Here is a 16,288-nt window from a genome sequence, read left to right on the forward strand (position 1 = left end):
TTCATGAATCGCCCTTTATACCGATTCGCGACCGGCCTGACTTTGCGCTGACGCGTTGGTGGGGTCATCGCTAAGCATGGCGCCCCGGGAAGGGCACGTTGCGGCGGGCCCCTGTGTTCGCGGCATCGGGAAAGGGATCACCGGCCGTGCCTCACGGCACCCGCAGTCGTCGGTGCCCGACCGGACAAACGAACACGATGAGCTCTCCCATCGCACCATGCCGCGTCTCCAGCGGCAGGCGTCGACGCGCCACCCTCTTCCTCGCCGTCGCCGCGGCGCTCTCCTCCGGAACCCATCGCGCCGACGCACAGACGGTGACGCTCGGCGCGTACGATCCATCGATCAACGACAACCAGTCCGGCGCGGCCGTCGTCGATCCCGGCGCCACGCTCACCCTGACGGGACCGCAGCGCTTCGCCGCCGGCGATACCGGTACGCGCAACACGACCATCGCATCGCTGCAGGAACGCGGCCGGATCCTCTCCGGCTCACAGTGGATCGGTGCGCCGCGCCTCAATCCCGGCACACGCAACGTCGGCGTGAGCGTGCCCGATCCGATCACGGGCGGTCGTCGCGTCGTATCGACCTACGACACGGCCAACCTCGTCGGCCTGAACGCCGTGGACGGCGGCACCACGGTACCGGACGTCGTCAACGTCAATGGCCAGCAGTACCTCGACGTCCGCGTCGGCACGGTCACCCGCGCGGGTGGAACGCTGAAGGTGAACATAGGCAGCGGCGGCGTCCCCACCGATTCGGCGACCAATGGCTGGACGATGGCGGCCAAGCAAAGCTCGCTCTTCTACGCCGACGGCAGCGGCACCGCGACGAGTGCCATCGACTGGACGTCGCGCAACCGCATCACGTTCACCGGCGAGGTCGCCGACCCCACGCTGCCGCGCAACCTCTACGTCAGCTACGTCGCCCACTACGGCGGCACGTTCGACGTGACCACCTCCGACGGAACGACCTCGTCGCACACCGTCACCAACGCTGCGGAACTGCGCGACTACAACGACTTCCTCATCGCCAACCTGCGAACGGGCAACCTGGATCCCACGCGCTACGGTGCGCTTTTCGCCCAGGGCTACACCAGCACCAGCGAACAGATCGGCTACGCCGTCAGCGCGGACCGGCCGTCGGACGAGGTCGCCCAGGCGATCGGTAACCGCGTGGTGATGCATCTCGTCGGTCCCTCGGCGGTCGGCAACATCGCGTCGGGCGCGGCGCTCGAAGCCGTCAACAGCAACGGCGGCGCGGTCCGAGGCGAGGCAGGTGCGCGCGTGGTGAACAACGGCACGCTGGCCGCCACGCACAATACCGGCGACGGCTCGGCGCTGGTACTGACGGGCGCCGGTACCACAGGCAGCAACAACGGCGTCATCAACGGGAATTTCTTCCGCAACGCCAACAACACGATCACCTACGGCGCGGTCGGCTCCACCGTCGTGGATCTTCAATCCGGCAGCCGTTTCGTCAACGCGAGCGGCGGCGTCATCAATCTCGCGACGGGCTCGGCGAACGGCGCCGGCAAATCCATCGGCATCCGCGTCGGCACCAACGCGCGCGCGACCAATGCCGGCGTGCTGAACGTCGGCGTCACCGGTTCCCGGTCGAACGGTTCGATGGACGGCGTGGCGCTCGGCGATTCGTCGTCGGCGTTCACCAACGCCGCCACCGGGACGATCTACGTCGGGCGGGGACCGCAGACATCGACCGGGTCGCCGGCGGCCGACATCGCCGTCAACCAGGGCACGATGACGACCGGCATCTATGTTCCGTACGCCGCGTCCGTGCGCAACCGCGGCACGATCACCCTCGGCTCCCTCACGCAGAACGCCGCGGGCATCTACGTGACGGCGGCCGGTGCCAACGTCGACAGTTCGGGAACGATCGACGTGAACGGGCGGGCCGCGGCCGTACCGCGGGAGAACGTCGGCATCCTCGCGCAGAACGCCGGTGCCGCGGGCAACGTCGTCAACAGCGGCAGGATCCGCCTCAACGGCGTGAACGGCACGGGCCTGAAGTCGCTCTCCACGAGCGCGACGGAGTCGCTGGTCACCAACACCGGCATCATCGACGTGGCAGGCGTTTCCGATCCCGCGAGCGGCACCCGCAACTACGGCGTGTGGGCCGAAGGCCAGGGCAGCGCGACCGCCCGCGCCAACGTTGGCGGCGCCGTGAACCTGCTGGGCGACGGCGCGATCGGGATCCACGCACGCGGGCGGGCGACCGTCGATGTCGCGACCGGCGCCGCCCCGCGGTTCGCCTCCGGTTCCCGGCAGATCGGTTTCTACGCGTTCGGCAACGACGCTCGGATCAACGTCGCGGGTGGCAATGCGCTCGACGTGTCCACCGCGCAGTCGACGTTGTTCCGCCTCGATGGCGGCGCGAACTTCGATGCGAGCGGACTCGCGATCACGGCGTCCGGCAGCGAATCCATCGGCATCCTCGGCAGCGGCACCGGTTCGCTCGTCGACACGCGCGGTGCCGACATCACCGTGTCCGGCAACGGTGCGCGGGGCGTGGTCGCGGAAGGCGGCTCCATGGCGGCGATGGACGCCTCGACGCGCGTCACGCTCACCGGAAGCGGCGCCATCGCCGGTGTCGCCGACGGGCAGAAGCACAGCCTCACCGGCGACGCGACGGGGGCGCCGTTGGCGAGCACGTCGCTGACGAGCCAGGCGAACCTCACGTCGTCGGCAAGCGACGTCGTCGGCTACGTCGCCCGGAACGGTGCGATCCTCACCAATACCGGTGTCGTCGCGTTTTCCGGCGCGCGCGCGACCGGCTTCATCGTCGAAGACCAGGGACGCGGCGTGAATGGACGCATCGTCGATCTCGGCGGACCGGACGCGACGGGTGCCCTCCTGCGCACCGGCGGCACGTTCGCGAACAACGGCACGATCCATGTCGCCAACGGCACGGGTGTGCGCGTCGAAGGCACCGGCACGCAGCGACTGAACCCGGCCGGCACGATCGCCGTCGACGACGGTATCGCGGGCGTCCACCTCGTGGACGGTGCCGGCCTGATGCTCGGCGCCGGCCAGTCGGCGATCACGGCTGGCGGTCGCGCGCACGGCGTCCTGCTCGGCGCAGGCGCCTCGTCCCTCGACGTGCGCGGCACGACGATCGTCACGAACGGCTCCGGCAACGCCATCGAGAACGCGGCCGGGACCGGCGCGATCACGTTGGCCGACGCCACGCTGCGGGTACGAGACGGTGCCGCCCTGCGCACGGCGACGCCCATCGATGCGGCGTCGAAGGCCACGTTCGAGGTGGACGGGGCTGGCACCGGATACGCGTTCCGATCGGCGGATGGAGGCGCGACGCTCGGCGATCTCGCCGTCGGCAGCGGCTTCACGATCCACGGGAACGGGGCCGGCGCGACCGGCATCCAGGCCCTGACCACGGGCAGCGTCGCGACCGCGGCGGACGTCGACATCGCCTCGTCCGCCGGCGGTTCCGCGTTGGTGGCCGGCACCGCCGCGTCGGTGCTTCAGTCGGGCACGCTGAGTTCGGCATCGGCATCGGCGCCCGTCGTGGACCTCGCCAACGGTAGCGGCACGTCGTTCGTCAACCGCGGCACGATCGCGGGCGCCTCGCCCCGGGCGCAGGCGATACGCGGAAGCGCCGGGAACGACGCGGTCACCCTCGAGGGCGGGCTGGTCCGTGGCGACATCGCGACAGGCGCGGGCAGCGACACCTTCGCCTGGACCGGCGGCGCGCTCGACGGTGGCCTGACGATGGACGATGGAACGAGCAACCGCGCGACGCTGGGCGACGTCGACACGTCGACCACCTATCACCTCGTGGCGGGATCGGGCGGCGGCAACGCCCTCACGTTCAATGGCACGACCGTGCGTGGCGGCTCGTTCGGCACCGACGACCTCGCCAGGGGCATCGACCTGGGAAACGGCTGGAGCACGGTCGCGGTGACCAACGGTGCCAAATTCACGCTCACCGACAACCTGCGCCTCGCCGACGGCGACCTCCTCATCGGCCCCGCCTCCACCGTTTTCGGCGGCGACGGCGTCCACCCGCTCGTCGCCGGTTCCGCGGCCGGCAGCGCGCGCGTGATCAACGCGGGAACGATCGACCTCACGAACGGTGCGGGGTCGCCGGGCAACCGCCTGACGATCGATGGCGACTATAGCGGCGACAACGGGCACCTGATTCTGGCGAGCACGCTCGACGCCGGTGGGCCGCTGGCGGCGCAGCACACGGATCGCCTGCTGGTGAACGGCGATGCCGCGGGCGAGACCGTGCTGCACGTGACGCCATCCGTCGCCAGCACCGGCGCCCTGACGGACCGCAACGCGAACGGCTACGTCGGCCGCGACGAAGGCATCTCCGTCGTGCAGGTGGCCGGCGCGTCTTCCGGTGGCGCGTTCCGCCTCGACGGCGGCTATGTCGCCGCGGGCCCGTGGCAGTACGGCCTCTACGCGTTCCAGCCCGGCAGCAGCGACGCGTCGCAGCGCGTCGTCGGCGGCGCCGGCAACGCGTACTGGGATTACCGGCTCGCGAACATCCTCGTCTGCGACGGCCCCTGCCCCACGCCCACCGCCGACACCCCGGCGCCGACGCCGGCGCCCGGACAGGCCTATGGCGCGCCGCAGGCGGCCTCCGCCGGCGGCATCACGCCCATCGCGGCGGGCAACGTGCGGCCCGCCGTCGTGCCGCAGCTGCCGTCGTACATCGCCTCGCCGTCGGCACTCGCGCTTTCCGGTTACCGCAGCCTGGACAACCTCCATCGGCGCCTCGGCGAGACGCGCGACATGGCCGACATGGGCGAAGGACTCGGCGGCGAACCGTTCGTCCGCTACATCGGCGGCAACTACGACTACACGACCGACCGCTCGTTCAGCCAGTACGGTTACGACGCCGACATCGACACGCATGCGGTACAGCTCGGCATGAACATCTTCGCGCTCGATGCCGACCGCTCGGTCCTGCGCACCGGCGTCGCCTACACGCACGGCACGACACGCGTCGACCCCAGGGCCGCCGACGGCTACAGCCATGCGAGGTTCGATACCAACTCCATCGCGATGTTCGTCACCTGGCAGCACGCCGACGGCTTCTACGTCGACGCCATCGCCCAGGGCGATCGCCACACCGGCGACGTCGATACCGCCAGATCGAAGGACACCGCGCGCATCCGCGGCTCCGGCTGGAGCGCATCCGTCGAAACCGGCTACCCCTTCCAGCTCGGCAAGGGTTGGCAGATCGAACCGCAGCTGCAGCTGACGCGCCAGCACATCGCCCTGCGCGACCAGACGGATGTCGACGGCTCGACGACACACTTCCGGCCCTATGCCCAGACCATCGGGCGAGCGGGCATGCGCGTCGACCGGGACTGGACCGCGGAAAGCGGCGCCAAGGCCACGCCGTACGCTCGGGTCAACTACGTCAGGGGCTGGGGCGGCCGCGCATCCGTCGATGTCGGCGCCGAAGGCTACGATCTGTCGCAACGCTTCACGGGCGGCTCCTTCGGCCGCATGGTCGAAGTGGGCCTCGGCGGGACGTATGCGTTCACCAACCGACTATCGCTCTACGGTGAAGCCGACTGGCAGAAGCAGCTGGGCGATGCGGGCGCACGCGGCTGGGGATTCAACCTGGGCGCGCGCTGGGATTTCTAGAGCGAGACGTGCAACCCGCCCGCTGCCGCGGGAGCCGATCGTATCGGCGATCCCGCGGCAGCGGGCGACCTGGTGGCGAGCACCCATTCGCGCGCAAGCGCGCTTCCCACAGGGGCCCGGCACAGTCACATGTTGCGGCGGTACTCCCCGCCCACGTCGTAGAGGGCGTGGCTGATCTGGCCGAGCGAGTTGTGCTGCACGGCTTCCATCAGCTGCTCGAAGACGTTGCGGCGTTCGCGGGCGGTGGCCTGCAGGGTCTTCAGGCTGTCGAGCGCGAGGCCGTTGCGGGCGCGGCCGTAGCGCTGCACGTTCTCGATCTGCTGTCCCTTCTCTTCCGGCGTCGAGCGGATGAGCTCGATCTCGGTGGCGATCTCCCCGCCGTGGTCCTTCGGCAGGAACGTGTTGACGCCGATGAGCGGCAGCGAGCCGTCGTGCTTCTTGTGCTCGTAGTACATCGACTCTTCCTGGATCTTGCCGCGCTGGTACATCGTGTCCATCGCGCCGAGCACGCCGCCGCGCTCGCTGATCGCCTCGAACTCCTTGTAGACCGCTTCTTCCACGAGGTCGGTGAGCTCGTCGACCACGTAGCTTCCCTGCCAGGGATTCTCGTTGAAGTTCAGGCCCAGCTCGCGGTTGATGATGAGCTGGATCGCCACGGCGCGACGCACGCTCTCCTCGGTCGGCGTGGTGATCGCCTCGTCGTAGGCGTTCGTGTGCAGGCTGTTGCAGTTGTCGAACAGCGCGTAGAGGGCCTGCAGCGTGGTGCGGATGTCGTTGAACTGGATCTCCTGCGCGTGCAGCGAACGTCCGGAGGTCTGGATGTGGTACTTCAGCATCTGGCTGCGCGCGCTGGCGCCGTAGCGCTCGCGCATCGCGCGGGCCCAGATTCGCCGGGCCACGCGGCCGATCACGGCGTACTCCGGATCCATGCCGTTGGAGAAGAAGAACGACAGGTTCGGCGCGAAGTCGTCGATCTTCATGCCGCGCGCGAGGTAGTACTCGACGATCGTGAAGCCGTTCGACAGCGTGAAGGCGAGCTGGCTGATCGGATTCGCGCCAGCTTCGGCGATGTGGTACCCCGAAATCGACACCGAATAGAAGTTGCGCACCTTGTGGTCGACGAAGTACTGCTGGATGTCGCCCATCATGCGCAGCGCGAACTCGGTGCTGAAAATGCACGTGTTCTGCGCCTGGTCTTCCTTCAGGATGTCCGCCTGCACCGTGCCGCGCACGGTGGCCAGCGTGTATGCCTTGATCCGCGCGTACGTTTCGGCGTCGACGACCTCTTCGCCCGAGACGCCGAGCAGGCCGAGTCCCAGGCCGTCGTTGCCCTGCGGCAGTTCGCCGTTGTAGCGCGGACGGTCGCCGTCGGGGTAGAGCTCGCCGATGCGCGCGTTGGCGGCCTCCCAGCGCGACGGCTCCTCGTTGAGGTACTTCTCGACGTTCTGGTCGATCGCCGTGTTCATGAACATGGCCAGGATGATCGGTGCCGGGCCGTTGATCGTCATCGAGACCGACGTCGACGGCGCGGAGAGGTCGAAGCCCGAATAGAGCTTCTTCATGTCGTCGAGCGTGGCGATCGAGACACCGGAGTTGCCGATCTTGCCGTAGATGTCCGGACGCGGTGCCGGATCCTCGCCGTAGAGCGTGACCGAGTCGAAGGCCGTCGACAGGCGCGCGGCGCCGCCGCCGAGCGACAGGTAATGGAAGCGGCGATTGGTGCGCTCGGGCGTGCCCTCGCCCGCGAACATGCGGGTGGGATCCTCGCCGGCACGGCGATAAGGGAAGACGCCGCCGGTGTACGGATAATGACCCGGCAGGTTCTCGCGCATGAGGAACGACAGCAGCTCGCCCCAGTCCTTCGTCTTCGGCGGCGACACCTTCGGAATCTTCTGGTGGCTCAGCGATTCGCGGTAGTTCTCGACGCGGATCACCTTGTCGCGCACCTGGTACTCGTTGAATTCCGCCGTCACCGACTGGAATCGCGCCGGCCACTCGCGCAGCAGGTGGATCGCCTCGCTCGATAGTTCGCGCACGGCCGAGTTGTAGCGCTGGCGGAGCACGGCGAGCGAGCGGTCGCCGTGGATGGCCAGGAGCTCGTGGTCGTAGAGGTCGAACGCGCGCGGGAGGTCTTCGTCGCCGATGTCCCGGAGCGACTCGTAATAGTGCTGGGCCTTGCTCGCCGCTTCCGCCTGCTTCGCGATGCCTGCGTTGACGCCACGCCCCTGCTCCGCGATCTCGGCGAGATAACGCACGCGACTACCCGGGATGAGCACCGTGGCGCGCGGCTCGCGGAGGCTCGTGTCGACGTCGGGCGTCCACTCCGCCGCGGGCAGCGCGAGCTTTTCGCGCATGAGGCGGCACAGGTTCGCGAACATCCAGGTGACGCCCGGGTCGTTGAACTGGCTGGCGATGCTCGGGTACACCGGCACGGCGTCGTCGGCGAGCTGGAACGCCGTCCGGTTGCGCTTCCACTGCTTGCGCACGTCGCGCAGGGCGTCTTCCGCGCCACGCTTGTCGAACTTGTTCAGCACCACCAGCTCGGCGAAATCGAGCATGTCGATCTTCTCGAGCTGGCTGGCGGCGCCGTATTCGCTAGTCATCACGTAGACGGGGAAGTCGACGAGGTCGACGATCTCCGAATCGCTCTGGCCGATGCCGGCGGTCTCGACGATCACGAGGTCGTACGCCTGCGCCTTGAGGAAATCGATGCAGTCGTGCAACACGACGGAGGTCGCCGCGTGCTGCCGGCGCGTCGCCATGGAACGCATGTAGACGCGCGGACTGCGCAGCGAGTTCATGCGGATGCGATCGCCCAGCAGGGCACCGCCACTGCGACGACGCGTCGGGTCGACCGCCAGCACGGCGATGCGCATCCGCGGGAACGCGTGCAGGAAGCGCAGCAGCAGTTCGTCGACGACCGACGACTTGCCCGCACCGCCGGTGCCGGTGAGGCCGAGCACCGGCGTCTTGCCGCCGGCGAGCTTCCACGCCTTGCGCAGTCGAGCGAGGTCGTCCGCGGAGAGCTGGTCTTCCTCGATCGCCGAAAGCATGGCGCCGATCGATATCTCGTCGTCGACGGAGGCCGTCGCCTGCGCCGCGGTGCCGCGCTCTTTCACGGCGGCGCGCGTGCGCGCCATGACGTCCTCGATCATCTCGGTGAGGCCAAGCTTCATGCCGTCGTTCGGATGGTAGATGCGCTCGACGCCGTACGCCTGGAGCTCCTTGATCTCCTCGGGCGTGATGGTGCCGCCGCCGCCGCCGAACACGCGCACGTGTCCCGCGCCGCGCTCGCGCAGCATGTCGACCATGTACTTGAAATACTCGACGTGGCCGCCCTGGTACGAGGACAGCGCGATGGCGTCCGCGTCCTCCTGGAGGGCCGCGCGCACGACGTCCTCCACCGAGCGGTTGTGCCCGAGGTGGATCACCTCGGCGCCCTGGCTCTGGATGATCCGGCGCATGATGTTGATGGCCGCGTCGTGGCCGTCGAACAGGCTCGCCGCCGTGACGAAGCGCAGCGGCGTCGTCTCCGCGTCGGTGTGGCTGGCGGGAATGTGCTTGGGCTGCGAGCTCATGGAAACTCCGGGTACGACCGACGACGGGGATGGGAACCGGTCGATTCTACTGCCGGGGTGCCCGGACCCCTTGCTGCGCCGCAACGTGCGTCAGCGGAACTCCGTGCCGCTCAGGAACGACAGCGCCGCGGCCATGACGGCTTCGTCGTCGACGATGCGGCGATGGCCGAGGTGGCGGGTCTTCAGCAGCGTGGCGCCGGGCCAGTGCTCCGCGTACTGCTCGCCCTCCTCCACCGGCACGTCCCGATCGAAGATGTCGTGCAGGACCAGCACCGGCTGCCTGCGGGCTGGCGCGTGGTGCCGGATATGTAACGTGTCGATCGCGATGCCGGTGCGCTTCGCCAGCGCGTCGTGCAGCGAACCGCGAAGATGTTCGCTCAGCCGGACGAACCGGGCGAACCGTCGCGTCGCCGCCTGCGGGTCCGCCGCCGGAGCGATGAGCACCACGCGTTTCGCCGTCCACCCGTCGTCCAGCGCCAGGGTCACCGCGGCACCGCCGAGTGAATGCGCGACCACGCCCTCGGCATCGCCGTAATGCCGTCCGATCGCGGCGACGGTGCGGACGAAGTCCGGCAACGTGCAGAGCCCGCCGCCGCTGTGGCCATGCGCCGGCTGGTCGAATGCCACGGCGGCCCAGCCTTTCGCAAGAAGCTGCGGGGCCCAACTCTCCCAGCGTAGTCCCATGCTCGACCACCCGTGCGCGAGCAACACGTACGGCTGCGTCGACGGATCGCCCCAGACGTAGGTGGCCACCGCTTCGCCGTCGACCCGCACCGTCTCGCGCCGCGCCGTCATGGTCGCGAGCGCATGCGCCGCGCGTTCGCGGCTGCTCGGCAGCGGCGTCTGGAAGACACGCGCGGCGTGGCCGATCGTCCTGGCGGGCGCGAACCGGCTGCCGAACCGGTAGGCGACGCGGATACCGAGCAGGGTCGCGACGGTGCGTACACCGAATCGGCGAGGTGGCTTCATGCGGGAACCGGTAGTGGATACGGAAGTCGTGCGGCTTGGAGCGCGGAAGCGTGCCTCGGGTTCCCCTGCGCCAGGCTTTCACGAAGCTGAACATTCCGGATGGCCCGCGGTCAACCCGGTGCACCGGCCGGCGTTTTTCCTCGCGAGAACCCGCGCGTCGCGGGCTTACGAGCGAAGGAGATATTCCATGGCCTCCCTGACCCGCACCCTCGCCGCCGTCGCCGCCCTCGGCCTGGCCGTCGGCGCCGCGAGCTACACCCCGCCCGCGGCCGCGCGGGAATACGTCTCCGTCACCGTCGGCACGCGCCCGCCGCCGCCGCGCTTCGAACGCGTCCCGGGGCCGCGAGCCGGCTACGTCTGGGCGCCCGGCTACTGGAACTGGGCCGGTGGTCGCTACGTCTGGGTCGGCGGCCATTGGTACGCGGCGCGTCCGGGCTACGTGTACCGTCCGCCCGTCTGGCGCCCCTATGGCCGCGGCTGGCGCATCGAGCGCGAGACCTGGCACCGCGACCCGTACTGGCGCCACCGCTGAGCCCGTGCTGCGGCGCACCCACACGGACGCCCGCAACGGTTTAAACTAGGCAGCTGACACGACATATCGCCCCCTCCTGCCAAGGTCGGGGCGATTTTTTTGGACCGTCACGTCCCACCGGGTCCATGCCGGTTTTCACCTCGAGGGCGGTGCTGCTGCCGCTTGTAACTGGAGTTTTCGTTCGATGATTTTCGAAACCATCGCCAACACGGGCCACGAAGAAGTCGTCTTCTGCCATAACAAGGACGCAGGCCTGAAGGCCATCATCGCGATCCACAACACCGTGCTTGGCCCGTCCCTGGGCGGCCTGCGCATGTGGCCGTACAAGAGCGAGCAGGATGCCGTGAACGACGTCCTGCGCCTTTCGCGCGGCATGACGTACAAGAACGCGGTCGCCGGCCTCAACCTCGGCGGCGGCAAGGCCGTGATCATCGGCGATCCCTCCAAGGACAAGTCCGAAGCGCTGTTCCGCGCCTTCGGCCGCTTCGTCAACTCGCTCAACGGCCGTTACATCACGGCCGAGGACGTCGGCATCGACGTCAACGACATGGAATACGTCTATCGAGAGACCGAATACGTCACGGGCGTGCACCAGGTGCACGGCGGCTCCGGCGACCCGTCGCCGTTCACCGCGTTCGGCACCCTGCAGGGCCTGATGGCCGCGCTGCAGGCGAAGCACGGTAACGAGGACGTGGGCAAGTACAGCTATGCCGTGCAGGGCTGCGGCCACGTCGGCAGTGAATTCATCAAGCTGCTCCGCGAGCAGGGCGCCAAGGTGTTCGTCACCGACATCAACAAGGACGCGGTGCAGCGTTGCGTCGACGAACTCGGCTGCGAGGCCGTCGGTCTCGACGAGATCTACGACGTCGACGCCGACGTCTACAGCCCCTGCGCCCTCGGCGGCACGGTCAACGAGCAGACGATCGACCGCATCAAGGCGAAGATCATCTGCGGCGCGGCCAACAACCAGCTGGCCACCGACGCCATCGGCGACGAGCTCGCCCGTCGCGGCGTGCTCTACGCGCCGGACTACGCGGTGAACGCCGGTGGCGTGATGAACGTGTCGCTGGAGATCGACGGCTACAACCGCGAGCGCGCCATGCGCATGATGCGCACGATCTACTACAACGTCGGCCGCATCTTCGAGATCTCCTCGCGCGACAACATCCCGACCTACAAGGCCGCGGATCGCATGGCCGAAGAACGCATCAACGCGATCGGCAAGATCCGCCTGCCCCACATGGGTAACGGCGCGCCACGTTTCCAGGGCCGCATGCGCGGTCAGTAAGCGTCGCTTCGTCGCACCGAAAAGGCCGCCCGCGAAAGCCGGCGGCCTTTTTCTTGCCTGAAACGGGCTTCCGCTCCTACACCCGATGGGAGATCGCGGAGCGAACCGTCCAGGCGTACGGTGGGCACCGGAAACGAACCCACCACGAAGGCGCGTACCACGGCGGGTCAGTTGCATAACACCACGATGGCATGGAGCCATCGCTAGACGACCAGGGAGTGGAGCTTGGAGATGAAAGGCAAGGTGAAGTGGTTCAATGCGGAAAAGGGGTATGGGTTCATAGCGCCCGACAATGGAGAGAAGGACGTCTTCGTCCATTACAGCGCCATACAGGCCTCGGGATTCAAGTCGCTGAATGAGCAAGAGGAAGTCGAGTTCGACCTCGACCATGGCCCCAAAGGCCCGCAAGCCGCCAACGTGCGAAAGTGCGGGCGCGCCAGCGAAAACCACGCGCACGACAGGGACCAGGCAGCCCATCGGCACCGGTGACAGCAACCGACGGTCTCGAGGCTTGAAGAACGACGCGTGACACGCACACCCCGTGTGAAGTCGAGCCGAGCCGACGAAGGAGCTCGTTGGCCGCCACACGCAGATCAGGGAAGAAACAGTGATTCGCAAACATACGCACGACGGGGATCATCACCGCGCCGAGCCGCTGAAGGCGTCGAAAATCGACGGGACCTTCGGGAACGAGGGCGTGCTGCTCGCGCAGGGCGATCGCGCATGGGCTGCGAACGCCTCCCCGCCTGCCGTTGGCCCCGACGGTAGCCTCTACATCGGCTATTGGGCTGCACGCAGGCAGGCGGACGCACCGGTCCGATGGGCCATCTTCAAATCCAGGCCCGGCGGCACCCCGGATACGGCGTTCGGTCCATCCGGCAATGGCTTCGGCTTCGGGCCGGCAACGGATCGGCGCGAGCCTACGCGCATCTGCGTGTTACCCGAAGGCCGGATACTGATCGCGCTCCATCTAAAGCCCGAAGGCGAGGACATCAATCTTGCGAGTCTGTCGACGATGTCACCGGACGGCGCCTTCGATACGGCCTTTGGCGAGCGAGGCATCCTCGTCCCGAAACTCGGCGACGGTTTCGCGCCGATTCACGGGATCGATCTTTTCATGCGAGCGGCCGACACCATTTATGTATCGGCCGCGCCCAGAACGCTCTGCAGGAAACGCGGGGATTCGCCATACGCCTCGTACGACCTGATCCGGATACGCCCTTTCAGCAGGACTCATCGTTCAACCGCGACCTCGGATACATGCTCATGCCGTTCCATGTCGGGGACCGCCCGTACGCCGGCGAGCGGATGTTCGGGCGACCGATCGATGGCGACCGCTTTCTGCTGGCCGGAAGCACCCAGAGCCGGGCCGAAGTGCGCCGCTATGTGGCCGGCGACGACGGCGAGATGGCGTTGGACACGACGTTCGGCACGGACGGCACGTACGTGGTACCGAACGATGCCAACCCCAGCGACGCCGCGGACCTGCTGGTCGGATTCGTGGAGACGAACTCCGGCTACGTGCTCGCAGGGCGCAGAAACGCCAATCTCGGCTTCGTGGTCGGCATCACGAAGGACGGCCGTCCCGACACCACGTTCGCCAGGGGAGGAATCGCTACCACTCCGCCCTGGGTCGGCGGCTGCTTCTACATGGATGCTGCGATCGACAGAGCCGGCAGCGTCGTCGTGACGGGCGAACGGACGGAAAGCAACAAGCGCGCCGGCTTCCTTGCCGCCCGGTACCTCGTTGATGGTCAGCTCGACCATGGTTTTGGGGACCGCGGTTTCGCCTGGGACCCACTCGAATACGTCATCCGTTCCGCAGGCGTCGCCGTGCAGGAAGGCAGCCATGTGGTAATGGCAGGACTGACCGGATCCGCTGACAACTATGATCTGAAAGTCATCTTCGGCCGCTTTCGTTTCCCTCGAGCCGGTTTCACCGAACAACCGACGCCCAACGAAAGAGAACCGGTCGACCGATGGTCGCCCTGCGCCTGGCTCCGGACCCTGTGGGCGCGATGGCGGCGCGCGAAGACAGGCTAGTTGAGACGGAGGCATGGAGCTGCCGCTCATGCATCGACACCAGGGAACGGAGTACATCGAAGAATGAGCGCGCCGCCCGTCTGCATCGTCAGCGGCGAAGGCGCCGATCGTTCGACGATGCCTAAGCGAAATCGGAACGGCTCACGCGATGATGTTGATGTGTCATCGCGTTTCGCGCTGCCCCTACGACGCATGGCCGATACCCGGCGATGCGCGGAATCGGCGTGACCGACATACGCTGTCGGTGACGGCAATGTTAAGCCGTCGCAGGCTGCACCACATCAAGGAGTGGATACGGTCATGAGCATTGCAACGAAAGATAGAGCGCGCGCGGTGGGCACTTCCCTCACCGGAACGGTGAAGTGGTTCAACGAAGCGAAGGGGTTCGGCTTCATCACGGCCGATTCAAGCGACGGTTCGAAGGGGACGAAGGACGATGACCACTTCGTCCATTACTCGGAGATCAAAAGCGAGGGCTTCAAGACCCTGCAGGAAGGACAGCGAGTCAGCTTCACGTCCTGCAACGGCCCGAAGGGACTGCAAGCCTGCGCGGTCGTGCCTGGATAGCTCCCGCAGGTCGCCCACCCGTCCTCGCGGACGGGTGGAACTCGCGCCAGGTCATCGCGCAGCCGCGACCAGGTTCGCGGCCGACGGCACGGGCGCGGTCACCATCGCGCCGAACGTCAGGGCGCAGGTCAGGACGGCGACGACGAAGAAGGTCTTCAGGATGGCGGTTTCGAATTTCATGGGGATCGTCCTCGGGCAGTGGTCGGTCAGGCTCTCGCGAGGTGTGTCGCAAGAGGCGTGCCAATCGCGGAGAAGGCCCGCGGACCGCATTCCCGCGCGGTCCGGCGCACCACGCGCTTCCGCGCGCCGGTGTCCGCGGACGTTGTGTCCGGGACGGCCGGACAGGCCCAGGCCGGGGATGAGCTGAGATTTTTCGTAAGTCCGATTGTCATGGACTGCGATCTGGTACACTTTCCCGGCCTTGGCGATCTTGTAAGGCTTTGCCTGCACGACGCTTTTAGGTCAGGGGACGCCATCCGGCGGATGGCAACAACCAGAGCATTCCGATCACCTTCGTCGCCTCGGCGGTGGCGCGGAACCGTTCGCCCTCGCAGGGCACGGTACCGGCGCGACCCGGGGATGAAATGGACTTACCGAGCTATGAGCGCGATCCCAGCTGAAACCTTCACCTCCGACGATGTCCTCGCGCGCCTGCGGTCCGTCCTGCACGAGACGTTCGAGATCGACCCGGCCCGGGTGACGCCCGATGCCAACCTGTTCACCGATCTGGAACTCGACAGCATCGATGCCATCGACCTGGCGATCCAGGTGCAGGACATGACCGGCACGCGCATCAAGCCGGAGGACTTCAAGAGCGTCCGGACGGTCGGCGACGTCGTCGCCACCGTGCAGGCGCTCGTCGCGCGCTGAACGATCCGATGCCGGGCAGCAGCGGACCGCGCGATACCGCGGCGCGAACCTTCGCGCCCTGCGCGGTCGTTCCGATCTACAACCATGGCGGCACCATCGCGGCGACCGCGAACGCGCTTGCCGCGCACGGCCTTCCGGTCATCATCGTCGACGACGGTTCCGACGCGGCGACGCGCGACATCCTCGACGCGCTGGTCGCCGGACGCGCCGACCTGCGCCTGATCCGGCTGCCTCGCAATGGCGGCAAGGGCGCCGCCCTCACGGCCGGCTTCCTCGCGGCGCACGACGCCGGACACTCGCACGTGCTGCAGATCGACGCGGACGGGCAGCACGACACGGCGGACGTGCCGCGCTTCCTCGCCGAAGCCAGAAACGCGCCCGACGCCATGATCTGCGGTCGCCCCGTGTACGACGATTCGGTGCCGAAGGCACGCCTGTACGGCCGCTACCTCACGCACGCGTGCGTGTGGCTCGAGACGCTGTCGTTCGCCATCGACGATTCGATGTGCGGGTACCGGCTCTATCCGCTGGCCGCCACCCGGGCCGAGATCGCGCGCAAACCCCTCCCCGCCCGCATGGATTTCGACACCGAGATCGCCGTGCGACTGCACTGGCGGGGCGTGCCGGTGCGCAACGTCCCGACGCGCGTCACCTATCCGGAAGGCGGGCTTTCGCATTTCCGCATGTGGCGCGACAACGTCCGCATCACCGCCATGCACACCCGCCTGATCCTCGGCATGCTCCCGCGCGCGCCTCGCCTGCTCGCGCGCAGGCTCGGCCGTGCCGGCCAACGATGAAC

Annotated in this window: 10 protein-coding genes and 1 pseudogene; 8 read left to right on the forward strand and 3 right to left on the reverse strand. The window is 67.8% G+C overall.

Features of this window, described 5'->3' with window-relative positions:
- Positions 1-197: 197 nt before the first annotated feature.
- Complete coding sequence (locus J2X58_RS08540; RefSeq protein ID WP_310047565.1) at positions 198-5,642, forward strand: autotransporter outer membrane beta-barrel domain-containing protein; 5,445 nt, start codon at positions 198-200, stop codon at positions 5,640-5,642.
- Between the two features lie 125 nt (positions 5,643-5,767).
- Here J2X58_RS08540 and J2X58_RS08545 read toward each other — a convergent pair whose 3' ends face one another.
- On the reverse strand, positions 5,768-9,220 hold the full coding sequence (locus tag J2X58_RS08545; RefSeq protein WP_310047566.1) for a methylmalonyl-CoA mutase family protein: 3,453 nt from the start codon (positions 9,218-9,220) through the stop codon (positions 5,768-5,770).
- A 90-nt stretch (positions 9,221-9,310) separates the two neighbouring features.
- Positions 9,311-10,189 carry an alpha/beta fold hydrolase gene (locus J2X58_RS08550; RefSeq protein ID WP_310047569.1) on the reverse strand — a complete coding sequence of 293 codons (879 nt, stop codon included), beginning with the start codon at positions 10,187-10,189 and terminating at the stop codon, positions 9,311-9,313.
- A gap of 187 nt (positions 10,190-10,376) precedes the next feature.
- Here J2X58_RS08550 and J2X58_RS08555 point away from each other — a divergent pair, with 187 nt between their 5' ends.
- From J2X58_RS08555 to J2X58_RS08575, 5 genes and pseudogenes are all read left to right on the forward strand, one after another.
- Positions 10,377-10,721 carry a YXWGXW repeat-containing protein gene (locus J2X58_RS08555; protein ID WP_090052438.1) on the forward strand — a complete coding sequence of 115 codons (345 nt, stop codon included), beginning with the start codon at positions 10,377-10,379 and terminating at the stop codon, positions 10,719-10,721.
- Positions 10,722-10,905: 184 nt separating this feature from the next.
- Complete coding sequence (locus J2X58_RS08560; RefSeq protein ID WP_090052436.1) at positions 10,906-12,009, forward strand: Glu/Leu/Phe/Val dehydrogenase dimerization domain-containing protein; 1,104 nt, start codon at positions 10,906-10,908, stop codon at positions 12,007-12,009.
- A gap of 231 nt (positions 12,010-12,240) precedes the next feature.
- Positions 12,241-12,432 (forward strand): annotated as a pseudogene (locus tag J2X58_RS08565) (cold-shock protein); the annotation flags it as partial.
- Positions 12,433-13,269: 837 nt separating this feature from the next.
- Positions 13,270-14,052: a hypothetical protein gene (locus J2X58_RS08570; RefSeq protein WP_310047572.1), complete on the forward strand. Its 783-nt coding sequence runs from the start codon at positions 13,270-13,272 to the stop codon at positions 14,050-14,052.
- Between the two features lie 300 nt (positions 14,053-14,352).
- Positions 14,353-14,619 (forward strand): cold shock domain-containing protein, encoded by a 267-nt coding sequence (locus tag J2X58_RS08575; RefSeq protein WP_310047574.1) that lies wholly within the window; start codon positions 14,353-14,355, stop codon positions 14,617-14,619.
- A gap of 51 nt (positions 14,620-14,670) precedes the next feature.
- Here the strand turns inward: J2X58_RS08575 and J2X58_RS08580 are convergent, their stop codons facing one another.
- The gene (locus tag J2X58_RS08580) at positions 14,671-14,799 is read right to left on the reverse strand and encodes a hypothetical protein (RefSeq protein WP_255364475.1); all 129 of its coding nucleotides are present in this window, start codon (positions 14,797-14,799) and stop codon (positions 14,671-14,673) included.
- Between the two features lie 420 nt (positions 14,800-15,219).
- Here J2X58_RS08580 and J2X58_RS08585 point away from each other — a divergent pair, with 420 nt between their 5' ends.
- Together J2X58_RS08585 and J2X58_RS08590 are read left to right on the forward strand one after the other, a co-directional pair.
- Positions 15,220-15,489 (forward strand): acyl carrier protein, encoded by a 270-nt coding sequence (locus J2X58_RS08585; RefSeq protein ID WP_090052427.1) that lies wholly within the window; start codon positions 15,220-15,222, stop codon positions 15,487-15,489.
- A gap of 8 nt (positions 15,490-15,497) precedes the next feature.
- Complete coding sequence (locus J2X58_RS08590) at positions 15,498-16,286, forward strand: glycosyltransferase family 2 protein (RefSeq protein ID WP_310047577.1); 789 nt, start codon at positions 15,498-15,500, stop codon at positions 16,284-16,286.
- Positions 16,287-16,288: the final 2 nt, after the last annotated feature.

It is taken from the genome of Luteibacter sp. 3190 (assembly GCF_031456385.1).
GTDB lineage: Bacteria > Pseudomonadota > Gammaproteobacteria > Xanthomonadales > Rhodanobacteraceae > Luteibacter.